We start from the raw sequence: 15614 nt of genomic DNA, 5'->3' as shown, positions 1-15614 counted from the left end.
CACGGATGCGCCCATATCCTTTGAGGAACTCCTGGAGCTTCCGATCATCCTGCTGCGTCAGGGGCTATCGGCCCGCGCCTTGATGGATGACCTGAACCTCCTGAAGAAACTGGAGTCACGTGCGCGCCTGAATCTCAATTCAGTAAATGCTATCGCGGGCTCTCTCAGTGCTGGCCTGGGCTGCACGATCGGGACATCTCTGTTCATGCGCGAACAGCTGCTAGCTGGCGAACTGCATTCCCGACCCTTGACAGATCCGGAACTGCGCCGGACGCTTTACATCTGTGAGTTAGCAGACCGCCCTGCAACCTTTGCTCAGGAGAGAGTACGCAGCCTGATCCTGCAGCTGATATATGCAGCCATCAGCGAACGGGCTTGGGAGGCAGAACCAGCCAAATGATGTAGTTCAGGTGTCTCGACGGCCTATACTTAGCCATCGCACCCTGCGCGGAGTGTGACCGGAACCGGCGTCGTTGCGGAACTCCCTTTTGAGGCCTGACTACCCCTTTCCCCTCTGAGCTTAGGCGACACGGACGATCTCGGCGGCGCCGAGTGAATTGAAGCGGTTGATGAGGGCGATGCGGATATGGGTTTCGGCGGTTTGGCGGTCAGGGTCTTTTGCAGAGATGCGCTCGCCGAATGGTTTCAAACAACGCATTTTTGCCTCAACCCGGCTCCGGGCGTGGTATCCCGTCCAGCGATTCCAGAAGGCTCGGCCGTAATGCCGGGTGGCGCGCAAGGTTTCGTTTCTGACCTATGCCGCCGGGCAGTTTTCCTTCCACGGTAGGCCATTCTTGCGGATAGGGATAATCGGGGCGGCGCCACGCTCGATGATGGCGGAGCGGCAACGGCGCGTGTCATAGGCTCCGTCTGCGGTCACGCTGCCGATCTCTTCGTCCTTCGGAATCTGATGGAGCAATTCCGGCAGGACCGGGCTGTCGCCGTCGCGGCTGGGGGTGAATTCGGCAGCACGGATGTCAGACGTGGCAGCATCCATCGCAAGATGCACCTTGCGCCATTGGCGCTGCCCCTGAACGCCGTGTTTGCGGGCCTGCCACTCGCCATCGCCAAGCAACTTGATCCCGGTGCTGTCCACCACAAGGTACAGCGGCCCATCGGCGCGACGATACGGGATCTGGACGGCAAGTGCTTTCTGCCGACGGCACAGCGTAGAGAACTCAGGAACGGGCCAGTCCAGCCCCGCCAGGTGCAAAAGGCTGGCGACCATCCCGGCGGTCTGCCGGAGGGGCAGCTTGAAAAAAACCTTGATCGACAGGCAGAACTGGATCGCCGCGTTCGAGAAGACCGGTGGGCGCCCTGGACGCACTTTATGCGGCGCGAACCAGGTCATTTCTTTATCCAGCCAGATCAGAAGCGAACCACGCTCCCTGAGCGCATCGTTGTAGCTGGACCAATTCGTCGTGCGGTAGCGGGCAGGTGCGGGCTTACTCATCGGCCCCGTCTAACCGCAAGAATTCGTGATGTGAATCCTTAGCGGTAAGAGTTCTGCAACAACGCCGATCCACGGGCGCTACATCGCCGGCGATCTGCCGGGCTGGCGCCAGGCCTGCGCCGACGCCCGCGCGCATGAAGCCTTTCTGGAGCTGCCGATCCTCAAACCCTACGTGCGGATCTACGGCACGGCCCCCAATACCTATGCTCTGTCCGACACCGGATACCGGGCAGAGCTTGAAGAGGCCACAGCCTTGGCCGCCAAGATCGGACAGCCTTTCTGGGTGACCGCCGGTCAAATCTGGATGGCCCACGAGGCGGTGCGCAGCAAGGGGGCGGCAGCTGCTCTGCCCGAGATGGAGGCGGCACTGCAGACGATGCATGCCATCGGCCTGAAACTCGGCGGAGCCTATCACGAGGCTATGCTGGCCTATTGCTATGCCTGCGCCGGCCGGCCCGGCCCGGCAAGATCCTCCATCGGCACCGCTTTGGCGGCATTGGAGGCTGGCCGTGATCTGATCTACGCGCCCGAGGTGCATCGTCTGGCAGCGGAGATCTCCCTCTCAGACGGTGGTGCCGGACCAGAGGAAGCCGAAGCGGCCCTTGCCCATGCCGCGCAGCTGGCGGCGCGCGCCGGCACCAGAGCCTGGGCAGCCTTGATCGCTGCGTCGCAGGCCCGCCTGTCGAGCCACAGCACAGGACAGCAGAAAGCCGAATGCTGGCTGCATGGTGAACTCGATGCCCTCGCCCTGCCGGGATCGGAATTGCATCCGGCATTCAAAACGGCCCGCCTGGCCTTCGCGCACCCGATCTGACGCCCGGACGCCGACTGCAATCCAGATGGCCGGAACTGCGGTTCAACTCTGTGTCTCAACGCCGGCTTCCGACAGCACCCGGATCAGCCCGGCAGTGAGCACCATCGTCGACAGCGTATAGGCCGGCTCCTTGCAAAGTTCGCCCCCCCACTGGTCAAAGAAGTTGATCCCCAGATCACCCCTTCAACAATAACCCGATGCTCACAACGCGCGATGATCTGGCCCAGCACAAGGGGGGCAGCCTGCGGTGCTGTCTCAGCCTCTTTGCGCGCCTCCCAATTCAGCGCGTGGATCATGGCTCACCTCCCGGCGCCATTGCCGGGCGAGCTCCTCCATGCGGCCGCTGATCCGGCCAGGCAGAACGATGCGCAGGCGGACGTACTGGTCACCCGGCGGGGCGCTGGCGGGCCTTACGCCTTTTCCTTTCAGCCGCAGCCGGCGGCCGGAAGAGGAGCCCTTGGGCACCGCCAGCGCGACCGGGCCGGAAATCGTGGGCACCTCGATCCGGGCGCCCAGTACCGCCTCGTCAAAAGTGACGGGAACTTCAATTTCGATGTCGTTGCCGGTCCGGGTGAACAGCGGATGCGGGCGCACACCGATCTCCACATAGGCATCCCCGGCCGGGCCGCCTCCGGCCCCGGGCTGGCCCTTGCCGAGCAGGCGGAGGGTCTGGCCGTCCCGCACCCCCGCGGGGATCGCCAGTTCGATGGTCTGGCCGGTGGGCAGCGGCACGTTCCGCCGTGCGCCGCGGGCGGCGTCGAGGAAATCGACCTCGAGCTGATAGCGCACGTCCGCGCCGCGGGTTGCGAAACCGCGGGCGCCGCCCGGGCCGCCGGGGTGCATGCGGCCGAAAATCCCGCCGAAGAGATCCGAGAGATCGTCGGCGCCGCCGAAACGGCCTGCCGAGTGGAAGCTGCCCGCGCGGCGGGCGTCCGCGTTGTTCCGGTAGAACGGGCGATGCGGCCTTTCCTGGCCGCTGGCATCGATTTCACCGGCGTCGAAGCGGCGCCGCTTCGACGGATCGCCGAGAATGTCATAGGCGGCCCCCACCCGCTGAAACTCAGCTGCTTTGGCGGTGTCGCCCGGCGCCCGGTCGGGGTGCAGCGCTTTGGCGAGCTTTCGGTAGGCCTTCTTGATTTCGGACTGCGTCGCGTCCCGCGGGACGCCGAGCACTTTGTAAGGATCGTCTTTCATCTTCAGGTTCCTCTGCCCGGGGTGCTTGCGGCCCGGCACCCGGATGCTGCCTCTGTATTCAGGAGCCGTGCGGGCCTCATGTCCAGACCCATTCCGCTGCGGCGCCGCCTGCGGACCTGAGGGCCGCGATCCTGTCCTCAAGCGGCGGATGACTGGCAAACAAGGCCTGCACGCGGCCGGCATCGAAGGCGAGCGCCCGCATCTCTTCGGGGAGCGGCCGGACGGTCTGCAGGGTGCGCAGCCGTTCCAGACCCGCTATCATGCTGGCGCGCCCGGCCAGCGCTGCGCTGCCCGCATCGGCGCGGAATTCGCGCCAGCGCGAGAACCGCATGACGACCGCCATTGCCGCCACTCCCAGTACCAGTTCGGTGACCAGTGAAACGACCCAGAAAGCCAGGCCGTGGCCGCGTTCGATCCGCCGGGGTTGCCGGGCCCGGTTTTGAAGGTAGTGCGGCAGGCCGCCGCAGCCTGCGAGGCGCATTCTCCTTCGCCTTCGGAGCGGGCAGTATCGGGCTGTTCGGGGTCATTTCCTGCGCCGGCAAGCGCCCGTTTCAGCTGGCCGGCCGGCCGCGTGCCTTGACCGGCTTCCGGGCGCACCTCCGGCGGGGCAGCGGCAAGGGCAGCGTCCTCCGCCCGCCGCTGCCGCGTGGATACAGGCCGTGATACTGCCCTCGCCGCCGCAGGTTTGTTCGTCATCGCCGTTACCTCCTTCCGGTCTCAGCGCATCACCAGGAAAATACGCGCGGCGCCCCTTTGCACGGTCAGCGCGAGAGCGCCCTCAGCGCGTGCAAGCTCGTGCCGGAGTTCGGTAACCGAGCTTACCGGGCTGCGGTTGACGGCGAGTATGAGGTCGCCGGCCTCCAGCCCCGAGCGGGCGGCGCGGCTTCCGGGGTCCATGCTGGCGACCAGCACCCCCTCAAGTGCGCCATAGTCCGGATCGCCCGGCTGCAGGTTGCGCAGCTCGGCGCCCGCGAGCCGGTCAAACCTGCGGTCCGCTGCCGCAGCCACCGTCTCGCCCTCGCGCAAGGTGGCAGTCAGCGTCATCGCGGAACCGTCCCGCATCACCTCCAGCTTTACCTCTGAGCCGACCCGCTTCAACCCGACCTGGCTGCGCAGATCCGCCGAGCCGGCAACCGCACGCCCGTCGAGTGATAGGATCACATCGCCGGGCTGCAGCCCTGCGTCTTCGGCGGCGCTGCCGGGTTCCACCTGGGTGACTACCGCGCCTGTGCCGGTACCGATGTCCAGAGCCTCGGCCAGATCCGGGGTGAAATCCTGAATTACCACGCCGAGGCGGCCGCGCCGCACCTCGCCGTGCTCGATAAGCTGGTCCATCACTGCGCGCGCCATATTGGCGGGCACCGCAAAGCCGATGCCGACATTGCCGCCCGATGGCGCAATGATGGCTGTGTTAATACCCACCAGCCGGCCGTCAAAGGTGGCCAGGGCACCGCCGGAGTTGCCGGGGTTAATGGACGCATCGGTCTGGATGAAATCCTCGTAGCCGTCCACGCTCAGGCCGCTGCGGCCCAAGGCGCTGACAATGCCGGAGGTGACGGTCTGCCCGAGTCCGAAGGGATTGCCGATTGCCAGCACGTAGTCCCCGACCTTCAGCCTGTCGCTGTCGCCCAGCTCCAGCGCGGTGAGGTTTTCGGCGTCAATTTGCAAAAGCGCAATATCAGTGCCGGGATCGCTGCCGACGAGCTCGGCGTCGAAACGGCGCCGGTCCTTGAGCGTGATCACGATCCTGTCGCCGTTCTCGATCACGTGATGATTGGTCAGCACATAGCCCTTCGCGGCATCGACGATGACCCCGGACCCGGCACTCATCTGGCGGCGCGGAGCCGGGGCCTGCGGTGCCGGCGGCACATCGAAGAACCGCCGGAAAAAGGGGTCGTTGAACAGCGGGTTCATCTCTGCCATCTGGCGGCTTTCGACCGAGATGTTGACGACCGCCGGGGTAACCTTTTCCAGTAGCGGCGCCAACGTCGGCAGGCCGTCCTGGTTGAGAAACAGGGGCCGGTCAGCGGACTGCGCGGCTGCCGGCGCGGCCGCCATCATCAGGGCAACGCTGAGCAGCGCAACGGTCCGGCCGATATGAACAAGGATCGAACGCATCTGGGCTCTCCTTAACGTTGGAAAGGGCGGCCGCAGGGCCGGCCGCCCGGATGGCTTGTGCGGTGTCAGGACGCCTTGACCGGGATGCGCTTCACCCTGGCCTCGGAAGCCGCGGTCTTAGGCAGCGCAATCGTCAGCACGCCGTTCTTAAAGGTTGCTTCGGCTTTTTCGGTGTCCACGCCCGGCGGCAGGGGAATGGTGCGGTAGAACGCCCCGTAGGAGCGTTCCGACATGTAGATACCGCGCCGCTTCTCCTCGTGTTCCACCTTCTTTTCGCCGCGGATGGTGAGAGCGTCGCCCGACATCGAGATGTCGATGTCCTTTTCGGTCATGCCGGGCAGTTCGACGGTCACCTCGATTGTGTCATCCGCTTCCGACACGTCGGTGCTGGGGCCGAACATCCCGATCGGGGCCGAGCGGCCATTCCAGCCGTTTTCCACCTTCCGCCAGAAGTCCTCGAACACGTTGTTGATGTCGCGCTGAAGAGTGGCCAGCGGGTTGGTTGTCCGGCCGCCGCTGGAGTCCGGGGTCTTGTCCTTGCCACGACCCCACGGGATGAGATCGCTGATATGCATGGTGTCTTCCTCCTTTCCTCTGGAAAGGCCGCGTTATGCGGCCTTGACCGATATTTTCTTGGGTTTGGCCTCGGCTGCGCGCGGCAATTCCAGACGCAGCAGGCCATGCTTGAATGCGGCCTTGATCTTGCTCTGATCGACTTCGTCAGACAGCGTGAAGGCGCGCTCGTAGTCCCCTTCGCGATATTCCGTGGTGATGCGGCGGTAGCCTTCGGGGGCATGCGGGCGCACATGGCCGCGCAGGGTGAGCACGTGGCGCTCCAGCGTCACGTCCATATCCTCGGGCGCAACGCCAGGCATATCTGCGAGAATGACGGTCACATCGCCGTTTTCGAAGATGTCGACCGGCGGCATGAAAGTCATGCCCGCCCGGCCGCTGTCTTCCCCTGTGCGGCTGACATCGCGATCGCTTTGGGTCGTCAGTTCCTGTGCCATTGTTTCCTCCTTTCACTCCGCACGTGTTACGACGCCTTGATTTCAATGCGCTTGGGCTTGTCCTCCTCCGGGCGCTGCATCTCGACGGTGAGCACACCGTTCTTGAACCGCGCATCGACCCGTTCGGGATCAACCCGGAACGGCAGCTCGACGGTTCGGGAGAAGGATCCGGCCGGCCGCTCGCGGCGGCGCCAGGTCACGTCATCGCCGGTTTCCTGTTCGGGATGCGTGCCGCGCAGCACCGCCATGGAGTCCTTGACCGTCAGCTCGATGTCCGCTTCCGAGAGACCCGGCAGTTCCGCGGTGAGAACGATGCTGTCCTGACCGGCCCAGAAGTTCACCGCCGGATACGCCATCGGCCGCTGCGCGCCACCGAAACCGTCGAAGAGCTGGTTCATCTGGTTTTGCATCCGGCGCATGTCGCCGAATGGGTCGAATGCCCGGAACGGCGCAAACGTAGATTGAAGCATGTCGTTTCCTCCTTACGCTATGACCTTTGGACACTGCCCGTCCGGACCGGTCCCACCGGACACGGTAGACTCACCGGCGGGACCGGGCAGGCAAGCAGGCTTCAGGGGAAACAAAGAGGCAGGCGCAGGCAGAGCGACTGCACGGGAGACGGCTGCGGCGTTCAAAACCGGCCAGCAACCGGCCTGGCAGCATGCCGGAGGGCCGCATGGCTGCCAGCCTTCCGGTGTTCACCACCTGGGGACCCGCCTTCGGCATCCCCTGAAACTCAGTTGGGAGGGAATGTCGGTTTGTCAAGCCCCCGACGGAGGCGGAATTTCACCTCCTGCCGTCTTCGTGGCAGTGGCACCGCGCGCCGGAAACCGGCGGGTTCAGTGCGGTTCAAACTGACGGGCTCACGCCGCCGGATCTGATGGCCGCTAAGACCTTCCGGCGCGGTTGATTTGCGGCTGTACAGTGGAATGCTCGGGCAGCTGGCCTCACTCCCACCAGGGGTCGATCGCGGCGATGTCCGCGTCGCTCCAGCCGAAGTGGTGGGCGAACTCGTGGATCACCACATGCGCGATCAGGTCCTCCAGGGCAACATTGCCCCGGTCGCGCCACTCCGCCAGGATCGGCTGCCGGAACAGCCAGACCACGTCTGGCGGCGGCGCCATGTCGAAGACGGACTTTTCAGTCATCGGGATGCCTTCGTAGAGACCGGTGAGATCGCGCGGATCGGAGATGGCAAGCTCTTCCAGCATCCCCGCATCCGGCCATTCCGCCACCCGCAGCAGCACCGCCTCTGCTGCAGGGCGGAAAGCGGCGGGCAGGGCGGCGATGGTGCCGCGGGCGATATCTTCGAAATAGGCGATGCCGTGCGTCATACCGCAGATATGGCGCGTCCGGCGCCGCCGGGGAAGAGGGCACAGCGCGGAATGCCAGCTGCCGGAAAATGGGCAGGCCCTGTAGGGCTGGGGCAAAGTCTGCGCTGCGGGGAAGTGGAGGCGAGTACCGGAATCGAACCGGTGTACACGGATTTGCAATCCGCTGCGTCACCACTCCGCCAACTCGCCAGCCCATGGTGTAAGGCGTGATTAATCACAAGCTTCCGGTGCGTGCAAGAGGTGTTTTGCCGCGGCGGCCGGGAATCCGCGCCCGGGCTCCCGCGGGAGAGTACCGGGCAGCCTCGGGTCATTCTGCGGGCGGCGCCCCGGCAGCGGCGCGGATGGCGGCGGCGATCAGGGCGGGGACGCCGGGCAGTGCGCCGGTGACGGGCATCACGGCACCCTGGAAGCCGGCAGCCTTCAGCGCCTCCGGAATGTCGGTTTGGACGTGGTCGCCGGCCTGGGCGAAGAACGGCAGGCAGAGCGTTCGCGCGGGCAGGGGGCGGGCGGCGTCCTTGATGGTGGGGTCTTGCTCAACATAGCCGAGTGAAAGCGCACAGCCGGGCAGGAGCGGGCGGAGGCGGCTGGCAAAGGATTCGGCGGCCTCGGCGGCCTTGGGGCCGCGGGCGGAGCCGTGGGCGGCGAGCAGCAGCCAAGTGCCGACGAGGGCCCAGCCGCGATCCTCCGCCGCCGCCTTCACTGCCTGTTCCACCAGCAGGGGCAGGCCTTCCGATAGGCCGAACGGCACGGCCATGCGGTAACTGCGGCCCGCCAGCCGTCCGGGCAGCACCTTGGCGGTGAACCAGCCGCGGGCCATGAAGAAAGGATAGATGACGGCGCCCTCCTGCATCACGTCCTCAAGCCGGCCGGGTGTGGCGAGCGTCGCGGATCGGATCTCCCAGCCAGGCAGCAGGGAAGCAACTTCTGCAGCTGTGCGTGCCAGCGCCTCCTCTGGAGGGGCGGGGGCAGAGGGCTGGCCATGGGCAGTGAGGATGGCGGTCTTGGGGGGCGGGCTCATTTGCTGGCTCCGGCTTGGGCTTCGGACAGGCGCGGCGGGATGCCTGCCTAAACTCGGGCCGGCGGGCGCGGATCGCAAGGGCGGAAGGCGGAAAATTCCTCCGCCTGAGCCGGGAGGCCACGGCTGGAGGCGGCGCCGGTCCGGACGCCGGCATATGGCGGTTGACCTCGCCCGCGGCTTCGCCTAAATCACCACAAGATCCGGGCGGGTATGGTGAAATGGTATCATAAGAGCCTTCCAAGCTTAAGGTGCGGGTTCGATTCCCGCTACCCGCTCCAACGTCTCTCCGGCAGTGCCTGCAAGGTCAGGATGCCGCAGGCCCCGGCCTCTGTTCCGCAAATTTTGAAACCGCTCCGCGCTTGACCTGCCGGGGCTGCAGGGCCATGAACCGGGACAAGAGCGTGTGCCCCTCGGGGCGGCGCATAGGCGAAGGTCAAAAGGATCCGGAATGGCGCGAAAACAGGCGGCCCCGAATACGGAAAAGGAGCGCGCAAGCTCCCGGAAGATTGGCGTGCTGGCGGCGCTGTGGCCATTCATGCGGCCCTACCGCGGCCTTATGACGGCGGCGCTTTGCGCGCTGGTGCTGACGGCGGCGCTGTCGCTCACCCTGCCGCTGGCGGTGCGGCGGGTGGTGGACAATTTCCGGGTCTCGGATGCTGCGCTGCTGAATCAGTATTTCGCGGCGGCGCTGGTGATTGCCGCTCTGCTCGCGATCGGGACAGGTGTGCGGTATGCACTGGTCACGCGCCTTGGCGAACGGGTGGTGGCCGATATCCGGAAGGCGGTGTTCGACCGTGTGATCGGCATGAGCCCGGAGTTTTTCGAGCGCATCATGACCGGCGAGGTGCTCAGCCGGATCACCACCGACACCACGCTGATTCAGTCGGTGCTCGGCTCGTCGGTGTCGATTGCGCTGCGTAACCTGCTGATCTTCCTAGGCGGGCTGGTGCTGATGCTGCTGACCTCGGCCAAGCTGACCGGGATGGTTCTGCTGATCGTGCCCGCGGTGATCGTGCCGATCCTGTTTCTCGGCCGCCGCCTGCGTGCGATCAGCAAGGAGAACCAGGACTGGATCGCGGCGTCTTCGGGCAATGCGGGCGAGGCTCTCGGCGCGGTGCAGACGGTGCAGGCCTTCACCCACGAGGCTGCAAGCCGGGCCGCCTTTGGCGATATGACAGAGACGGCCTATGACGTCTCCCGCCGCCGTATCCGCACCCGCGCGGCCTTGACGGTGATCGTGATCTTCCTGGTGTTTTCGGGCATCGTGGGCGTCCTTTGGATGGGTGCAAATGATGTGCGCGCCGGGCGTATGAGCGAGGGCACGCTGATCCAGTTCGTGATCTACGCGGTGCTGGTGGCGGGCTCGGTTGCTGCGCTTTCGGAGATCTGGAGCGAACTGCAGCGCGCCGCGGGCGCGACCGAGCGGCTGGTGGAACTGTTGCAGGCAGAGGATACGGTATTGGATCCGGATGCGCCGCAAAAGCTGCCCGCTCCGGTAAGGGGGGAGATCCGGTTCGAGGATGTTTCGTTCCGCTACCCGTCGCGGCCCGATGTTTCCGCGCTTGAGAACGTTTCCCTCACCGTGCAGCCTGGTGAGACCGTGGCCTTTGTCGGCCCTTCGGGTGCGGGCAAGACCACTGTGATCCAGCTGATCCAGCGTTTCTACGATCCGCATGAGGGCCGGGTACTGCTCGACGGTGTGCCGCTCAGCGCCCTGAACCGCGGCGATTTCCGCCGCCATATCGCGATGGTGCCCCAGGATCCGGCGATTTTTGCCGCCTCGGCGCGCGACAACATCCGCTTTGGCCGTCCCGAGGCCAGCGACGCCGAGGTGGAAGCCGCCGCCAAGGCCGCCGCTGCGCATGAGTTCATTTCGGCCCTTCCGGACGGCTATGACAGCTTTGTCGGCGAGCGGGGCGTGATGCTCTCGGGCGGACAGAAGCAGCGCATCGCCATTGCGCGGGCGATCCTGCGCGACGCGCCGGTGCTGCTGCTGGATGAGGCGACCTCGGCGCTGGATGCCGAAAGCGAGCGGCTGGTGCAGGCGGCGGTAGATGCGCTCAGCCGCGACCGCACCACGCTGATCGTGGCGCACCGTCTCGCGACGGTGAAGAAGGCCGACCGCATCGTGGTGATGGACCAGGGCCGCATTGTTGCTTCCGGCACCCATGAAGCGCTGGTGGCCGAGGGCGGGCTCTATGCGCGCCTGGCCCGGCTGCAATTCACCGAGGGCATGGCGGCCGAATAATGCCGCTGAAGGATGGGGCAGGGCGCTGGGCGGGGCTTTCTGGCGCCACGTCACGCCGAAGGTGCCCTGAGGTGAGCCTGTACCTGCGCTTGCGCAAAACGGTGTTTGCAATACTCTTGGCGGCAAGAGGACACGCCCCCTGATGCACCGGGGTAACGGGAGGAACACCATGGGATTTGCCGGTATCGAGGACCGCCGGGCACTTGAGAACGAAATGCCTTACGAGGCGCGCAACCTGCCAGCCACGCTCTACGGGCTGCTGTCGCAGACGGCCGGGAAATTCCCGGAGAGCCGGGCCGCCAGCTACCAGATCCTGTCCGGACCCAAGGACAAGGCAGAGACGCTGACCTGGAGCGCGCTGAAAGACCAGGTGACGCAGGCCGCGAACATGTTCCGCGGGCTGGGCATCGGCGAGAAGGACGTGGTGGCCTATGTGCTGCCGAACTGCACCGAGGCGCTGGTCACCATGCTGGGCGGCGCGGTGGCGGGGATCGTGAACCCGATCAACCCGCTGCTGGAGCCGGAGCAGATCGCCTCCATCCTGCGCGAGACCAAGGCCAAGGTGGTGGTCACCCTGCGCCCCTTCCCGAAGACCGACGTGGCGCAGAAGGTGGCCGAGGCAGTGCGCCATGCGCCGGGCGTCAACACGGTGCTGGAGGTCGACCTCAACCGCTACCTGACACCGCCGAAGTCCTGGATCGTGCCGATGATCCGCCCCAAGCTGGAGAACAAGGCAAAGGCGGCGCATGCGGACTACCTGAATTTCCGCAAGGAATGCGCCAAGCAGTCCAAGACACTGGCCTTCCCCGACAGCGCTGGCGACCGGGTGGCCTGCTATTTCCACACCGGCGGCACCACCGGCATGCCCAAAGTGGCGCAGCACAAATATTCCGGCATGATCTACAACGGCTGGCTGGGAGCGACGCTCCTGTTCTCGGAAGAGGACAACATCATGTGCCCGCTGCCGCTGTTCCACGTCTTCGCCTGCCACGTGATCGTAATGGCGGCAGTGGCCTCGGGCGCGCATGTGGTTTTCCCGACGCCGCAGGGCTACCGCGGAGAGGGCGTGTTCGACAACTTCTGGAAGCTGATCGAGCGCTGGAAGATCTCCTTCATCATCACCGTGCCTACCGCGGTCTCCGCCCTGATGCAGCGCGAGGTAGATGCCGACATCTCGACCGTGAAGACTGCCTTCTCGGGCTCTGCGCCGATGCCGATGGAGCTGTTCAAGCGGTTCGAGAAAGCCTCCGGCGTCACCATCGTCGAGGGCTACGGGCTGACCGAGGCGACCTGCCTCGTCTCCTGCAACCCTCCGGGCGGGCAGAAGAAAGTCGGCTCAGTCGGGATCCCGCTGCCTTACACGGACGTGAAGATCATCAAGGGCTCGGCCGATGGCCCGATGGAATGCGCCCCCGGCGAGATCGGCGAGATTTGCATTTCCAACCCCGGCGTCTATGCCGGGCACACCTATACTGAGGTCGAAAAGAACGCGGACCTGTTCTACCAGGACAAGTACCTGCGCACCGGCGACCTGGGCCGCACCGACGAGGACGGCTACCTGTGGATCACCGGCCGCGCCAAGGATCTGATCATCCGCGGCGGCCACAACATCGACCCGGCCGAGATCGAGGAGGCGCTCCTGGGCCATGAGGCCGTCGCTTTTGCCGGTGCTATCGGCCAGCCTGATGCCCACGCGGGCGAGCTGCCTTGCGCCTTTGTCGAACTGGTCGATGGCGCCTCGGCCAGCGAGGCGGAGCTGCTGGAGTACTGCAAGGTCCACATCCACGAGCGTGCCGCCATTCCCAAGCACCTGACGGTGCTGAAGGAGCTGCCCAAGACCGCTGTAGGCAAGGTGTTCAAGCCGGACCTGCGCAAGCACGCGATCATCCGCGTCTACAACGGCGCGCTGGAAAAGGCGGGCGTTGCCGCCCGGGTGGAAAATGTGATCGACGACAAGCAGCGCGGGCTGGTGGCTCAGGTTGCCGCGCACGGCAGCGCGGATGCAGAAATCGCGAGGGTTCTTGGCGATTTCACGCGCCCTTGGGAGCTGCTTCCGGCTGCGATCCAGCACCCCACGGCAGCGGAGTAACCCGCCTCGGCCGCATCCCGCTCGGGTGCCCCTTTACGGGGCCCATCGCGACAGCCACTAGCGTGGAACAGGGTCGAGAGGCCGCCGCGCATCGCCGGCGCGGCCCCATGCGCCGGCGATTTGTTGGCGCGGGGTGCGCCGCTGAGAAGGCAGACTGGGTTGGCGGCCTGAAACTGCTATTGATGACCCGTTGGCTCGCCGGCGGGCGCCGGTGAGGCACGAAGCGGGGGAGGATGCTGGCCGCGCTCCGCGGCGAACGGAGGCCGCCAAGGTTTTCTTCAGGGCCGTGCCGCCGCCAGCTCTATCATTCCGCAGGACATCTGCCAGTGCGCTGTTCCGCGAATGCCAAGGCCCCGCGCCTCCCGCACGCGCTTTCTGTTTCAGGGCATTCCATTTACGGCAATCTGTGCCTAGGCTCTGACACGGGACCTGAGCAGGGAGGCCGCGGATGGATTACGAAAGGCTGATCGACGAAGAGACCTGGAGCTTCATCCAGAAAAGCGGGGAGCTTTATCCCGACAACGCCGTCGATTTGTCCATCGAGGCACAGCGCGACGTCTATGATGCGATGGCCGAGGAATTCCGCGAACCCCGGCCTGCGATTGTCTCGGTGCGCGACCGCAAGGCAAGGGGTGCGTCAGACCAGGCGGTGCCGGTGCGCGTCTATACCGCGGGCGATCCCACCCGCACGGTGCTTTACTGCCACGGCGGCGGCTTCGTCGTGGGCGGACTTGACAGCCATGACGACCTTTGCGCCGAAATCTGCGCCCTGACCGGCTACCGGGTGGTGGCGGTGGGCTACCGGCTCGCGCCCGAGCATCTGCACCCGGCGGCCTTCGAGGACGGCTGGACCGCCCTTAAATGGGCCGAAGAGACTTATGGCAAGGGCATCATTCTGGCCGGGGACAGCGCAGGCGCCAACCTTTGTGCCGCGCTTGCGCACTATGCGCGCGGGCGCAGCGATGCGGTCATCGGCCAGGTGCTGATCTACGGCGCGCTTGGCGGCGACATGAGCCAGGGCTCTTATGCCGAACACGCCCATGCGCCGATGCTGACGCGGGCGGATGTGGCCTATTACATGGATGCGCGTGCGGGCGGGACGCAGCCCGAAGGCGACCCGACGTTTGCGCCGTTGCAGGACAGCGATTTCAGCGGACTGCCGCCGACTGTCCTGTTCACCGCCGACTGCGACCCGGTGCGGGATGATTCCCGCGCCTACCGTGACCGCATCCAGGCGGCGGGGGGCAAGGCGCATTGGATTAACGAGCCTGGGCTGGTGCACGGCTATCTGCGCGCGCGGCACAGCGTCGGCAGGGCGCGGGAAAGCTTCGAGCGGATATCCCTGGCGATCGAGGGGCTGGGCCAGAAGCTGTGGCCCTATGACTGAGGCGTTTTAAAAAACCCGCTGTAGCAACCCGGCCGTTTGGGTCCAGGGGCAGCCGGGAAGACCGCCCTCGGTCCGTTGTATGCACGCTTTGGCTCAACGCAGGAAAGACTGCGCCTTCATTGTATCTGCTGCCGGCGCCCCCAGGCGGGACAGGATTGCCGGAGCCAGCTGCAGCTGATCGATCACCGCGTCATGGTCGGGGCCGTCGGCCTCCCCGAAGTAGTAGAGCGCGGTTTCCTGCTGCAAGGGATCGCGCCCGCCGTGGTGGCCGCGCGTGTCCTGCCCATGGTCGGCGGTCACGATCACTTCGTAGCCCATGCCGCGCCAGCGCGGGATGAACGGGGCCAGCATCTCGTCCATCACGAAACATGCGTGGTCCATTTCGTGGCAGTCGTGGAAATAGCGGTGCCCCATACTGTCCAGCGTGCAGGTGTGCAGCATCCCGTAGTTGAGGCCGAAGCGCATGCAGAGGTTTGTCAGGGTGCCAAACAGATCCACGTCCGACGGCGTCATCTGGTTGTCCTTGCCATACCCTGTCATGGTGTGGAAACGGCCGTGGTTGATGGCGGCGTTTTCCGGCTCGTCAAATTCGATGTCGCGCACCACGTCAAAGGGGTGCCGGTTGAAAAATGAGGACCAGAAGCTGTGCGCCACCGCGCCGGTGGTGCCGCCGCCCGCGCGAACCTGGGAAAAGATGTCCTTGTGGCCCAGCCGGAACACATTGCCGTTGCCGGTGCAGCCGTGTTCGGCCGGGGCCACGCCCGTGTGGATCGACGCGTAGCAGCTGGCCGAGATCGACGGCAGAACCGAGCGCAGCTTCCAGACCCGGGCATCGCCGCTGTCGACCCAGCCTTCGAGATTGCCGAACAGGCGGCGGAAATTGCGCCAGGGCACGCCATCGAGGATGATCAGCAGTAGTTTCTTGTCCATGCGCCCGAATCCCTTTTGC

The 15614-nt window shown here is 65.6% G+C and carries 14 protein-coding genes, 2 tRNA genes and 2 pseudogenes; 6 read left to right on the top strand and 12 right to left on the bottom strand.

The genetic code is table 11. The features are described from left to right. Positions 1-400: LysR substrate-binding domain-containing protein (locus tag ACOHWE_RS05160; RefSeq protein WP_420664630.1), on the top strand; the 400-nt coding region annotated here is incomplete at its 5' end. A 120-nt stretch (positions 401-520) separates the two neighbouring features. Here ACOHWE_RS05160 and ACOHWE_RS05155 read toward each other — a convergent pair. After that, a pseudogene (locus ACOHWE_RS05155) lies at positions 521-1453 on the bottom strand (IS5 family transposase). Positions 1454-1625: 172 nt separating this feature from the next. Here ACOHWE_RS05155 and ACOHWE_RS05150 point away from each other — a divergent pair. Further along, positions 1626-2267: a hypothetical protein gene (locus tag ACOHWE_RS05150; RefSeq protein WP_420664628.1), complete on the top strand. Its 642-nt coding sequence runs from the start codon at positions 1626-1628 to the stop codon at positions 2265-2267. Between the two features lie 42 nt (positions 2268-2309). Here ACOHWE_RS05150 and ACOHWE_RS05145 read toward each other — a convergent pair. From ACOHWE_RS05145 to ACOHWE_RS05100, 10 genes and pseudogenes are all read right to left on the bottom strand, one after another. Continuing rightward, positions 2310-2515, bottom strand: a pseudogene (locus tag ACOHWE_RS05145) (glucose-6-phosphate isomerase); the annotation flags it as partial. 7 nt (positions 2516-2522) lie between these two features. Next, complete coding sequence (locus ACOHWE_RS05140; RefSeq protein ID WP_420664626.1) at positions 2523-3461, bottom strand: DnaJ C-terminal domain-containing protein; 939 nt, start codon at positions 3459-3461, stop codon at positions 2523-2525. 76 nt (positions 3462-3537) lie between these two features. After that, positions 3538-3942 carry a M48 family metalloprotease gene (locus ACOHWE_RS05135; RefSeq protein WP_420664625.1) on the bottom strand — a complete coding sequence of 135 codons (405 nt, stop codon included), beginning with the start codon at positions 3940-3942 and terminating at the stop codon, positions 3538-3540. Between the two features lie 236 nt (positions 3943-4178). Next, entirely contained in the window at positions 4179-5579 is a 1401-nt protein-coding gene (locus ACOHWE_RS05130; RefSeq protein ID WP_420664624.1) for a DegQ family serine endoprotease, read from the bottom strand. A gap of 65 nt (positions 5580-5644) precedes the next feature. Next, positions 5645-6154 carry an Hsp20/alpha crystallin family protein gene (locus ACOHWE_RS05125; RefSeq protein WP_420664622.1) on the bottom strand — a complete coding sequence of 170 codons (510 nt, stop codon included), beginning with the start codon at positions 6152-6154 and terminating at the stop codon, positions 5645-5647. A 33-nt stretch (positions 6155-6187) separates the two neighbouring features. Beyond that, positions 6188-6589 carry an Hsp20/alpha crystallin family protein gene (locus tag ACOHWE_RS05120; protein ID WP_420664620.1) on the bottom strand — a complete coding sequence of 134 codons (402 nt, stop codon included), beginning with the start codon at positions 6587-6589 and terminating at the stop codon, positions 6188-6190. Between the two features lie 26 nt (positions 6590-6615). Beyond that, entirely contained in the window at positions 6616-7059 is a 444-nt protein-coding gene (locus ACOHWE_RS05115; RefSeq protein WP_420664618.1) for an Hsp20/alpha crystallin family protein, read from the bottom strand. A 477-nt stretch (positions 7060-7536) separates the two neighbouring features. Beyond that, positions 7537-7923: a metallopeptidase family protein gene (locus ACOHWE_RS05110; protein WP_420664616.1), complete on the bottom strand. Its 387-nt coding sequence runs from the start codon at positions 7921-7923 to the stop codon at positions 7537-7539. Between the two features lie 115 nt (positions 7924-8038). After that, positions 8039-8112: transfer RNA gene (locus ACOHWE_RS05105), tRNA-Cys, on the bottom strand. Between the two features lie 118 nt (positions 8113-8230). Next, positions 8231-8941: a CbiX/SirB N-terminal domain-containing protein gene (locus ACOHWE_RS05100; protein ID WP_420664615.1), complete on the bottom strand. Its 711-nt coding sequence runs from the start codon at positions 8939-8941 to the stop codon at positions 8231-8233. A 204-nt stretch (positions 8942-9145) separates the two neighbouring features. On the opposite strand from ACOHWE_RS05100, the gene ACOHWE_RS05095 reads away from it, so the two are divergent. The 4 genes from ACOHWE_RS05095 (at position 9146) to ACOHWE_RS05080 (ending at position 14665) form a co-directional block, all read left to right on the top strand. Continuing rightward, positions 9146-9219: transfer RNA gene (locus ACOHWE_RS05095), tRNA-Gly, on the top strand. Between the two features lie 170 nt (positions 9220-9389). Next, positions 9390-11189 (top strand): ABC transporter transmembrane domain-containing protein, encoded by a 1800-nt coding sequence (locus ACOHWE_RS05090; RefSeq protein WP_420664614.1) that lies wholly within the window; start codon positions 9390-9392, stop codon positions 11187-11189. Between the two features lie 169 nt (positions 11190-11358). Continuing rightward, positions 11359-13278 carry an acyl-CoA synthetase gene (locus tag ACOHWE_RS05085; RefSeq protein ID WP_420664613.1) on the top strand — a complete coding sequence of 640 codons (1920 nt, stop codon included), beginning with the start codon at positions 11359-11361 and terminating at the stop codon, positions 13276-13278. Positions 13279-13726: 448 nt separating this feature from the next. Beyond that, positions 13727-14665 (top strand): alpha/beta hydrolase, encoded by a 939-nt coding sequence (locus tag ACOHWE_RS05080; protein WP_420664611.1) that lies wholly within the window; start codon positions 13727-13729, stop codon positions 14663-14665. Positions 14666-14758: 93 nt separating this feature from the next. Here ACOHWE_RS05080 and ACOHWE_RS05075 read toward each other — a convergent pair whose 3' ends face one another. Beyond that, positions 14759-15595 (bottom strand): alkaline phosphatase family protein, encoded by an 837-nt coding sequence (locus tag ACOHWE_RS05075; protein ID WP_420664610.1) that lies wholly within the window; start codon positions 15593-15595, stop codon positions 14759-14761. Positions 15596-15614: the final 19 nt, after the last annotated feature.

The sequence above is a fragment of the Cribrihabitans neustonicus genome, assembly GCF_048820895.1.
Classification (GTDB): Bacteria; Pseudomonadota; Alphaproteobacteria; order Rhodobacterales; family Rhodobacteraceae; genus Cribrihabitans_A; species Cribrihabitans_A neustonicus.
This window is presented reverse-complemented; position numbering and strand designations above follow the sequence as displayed.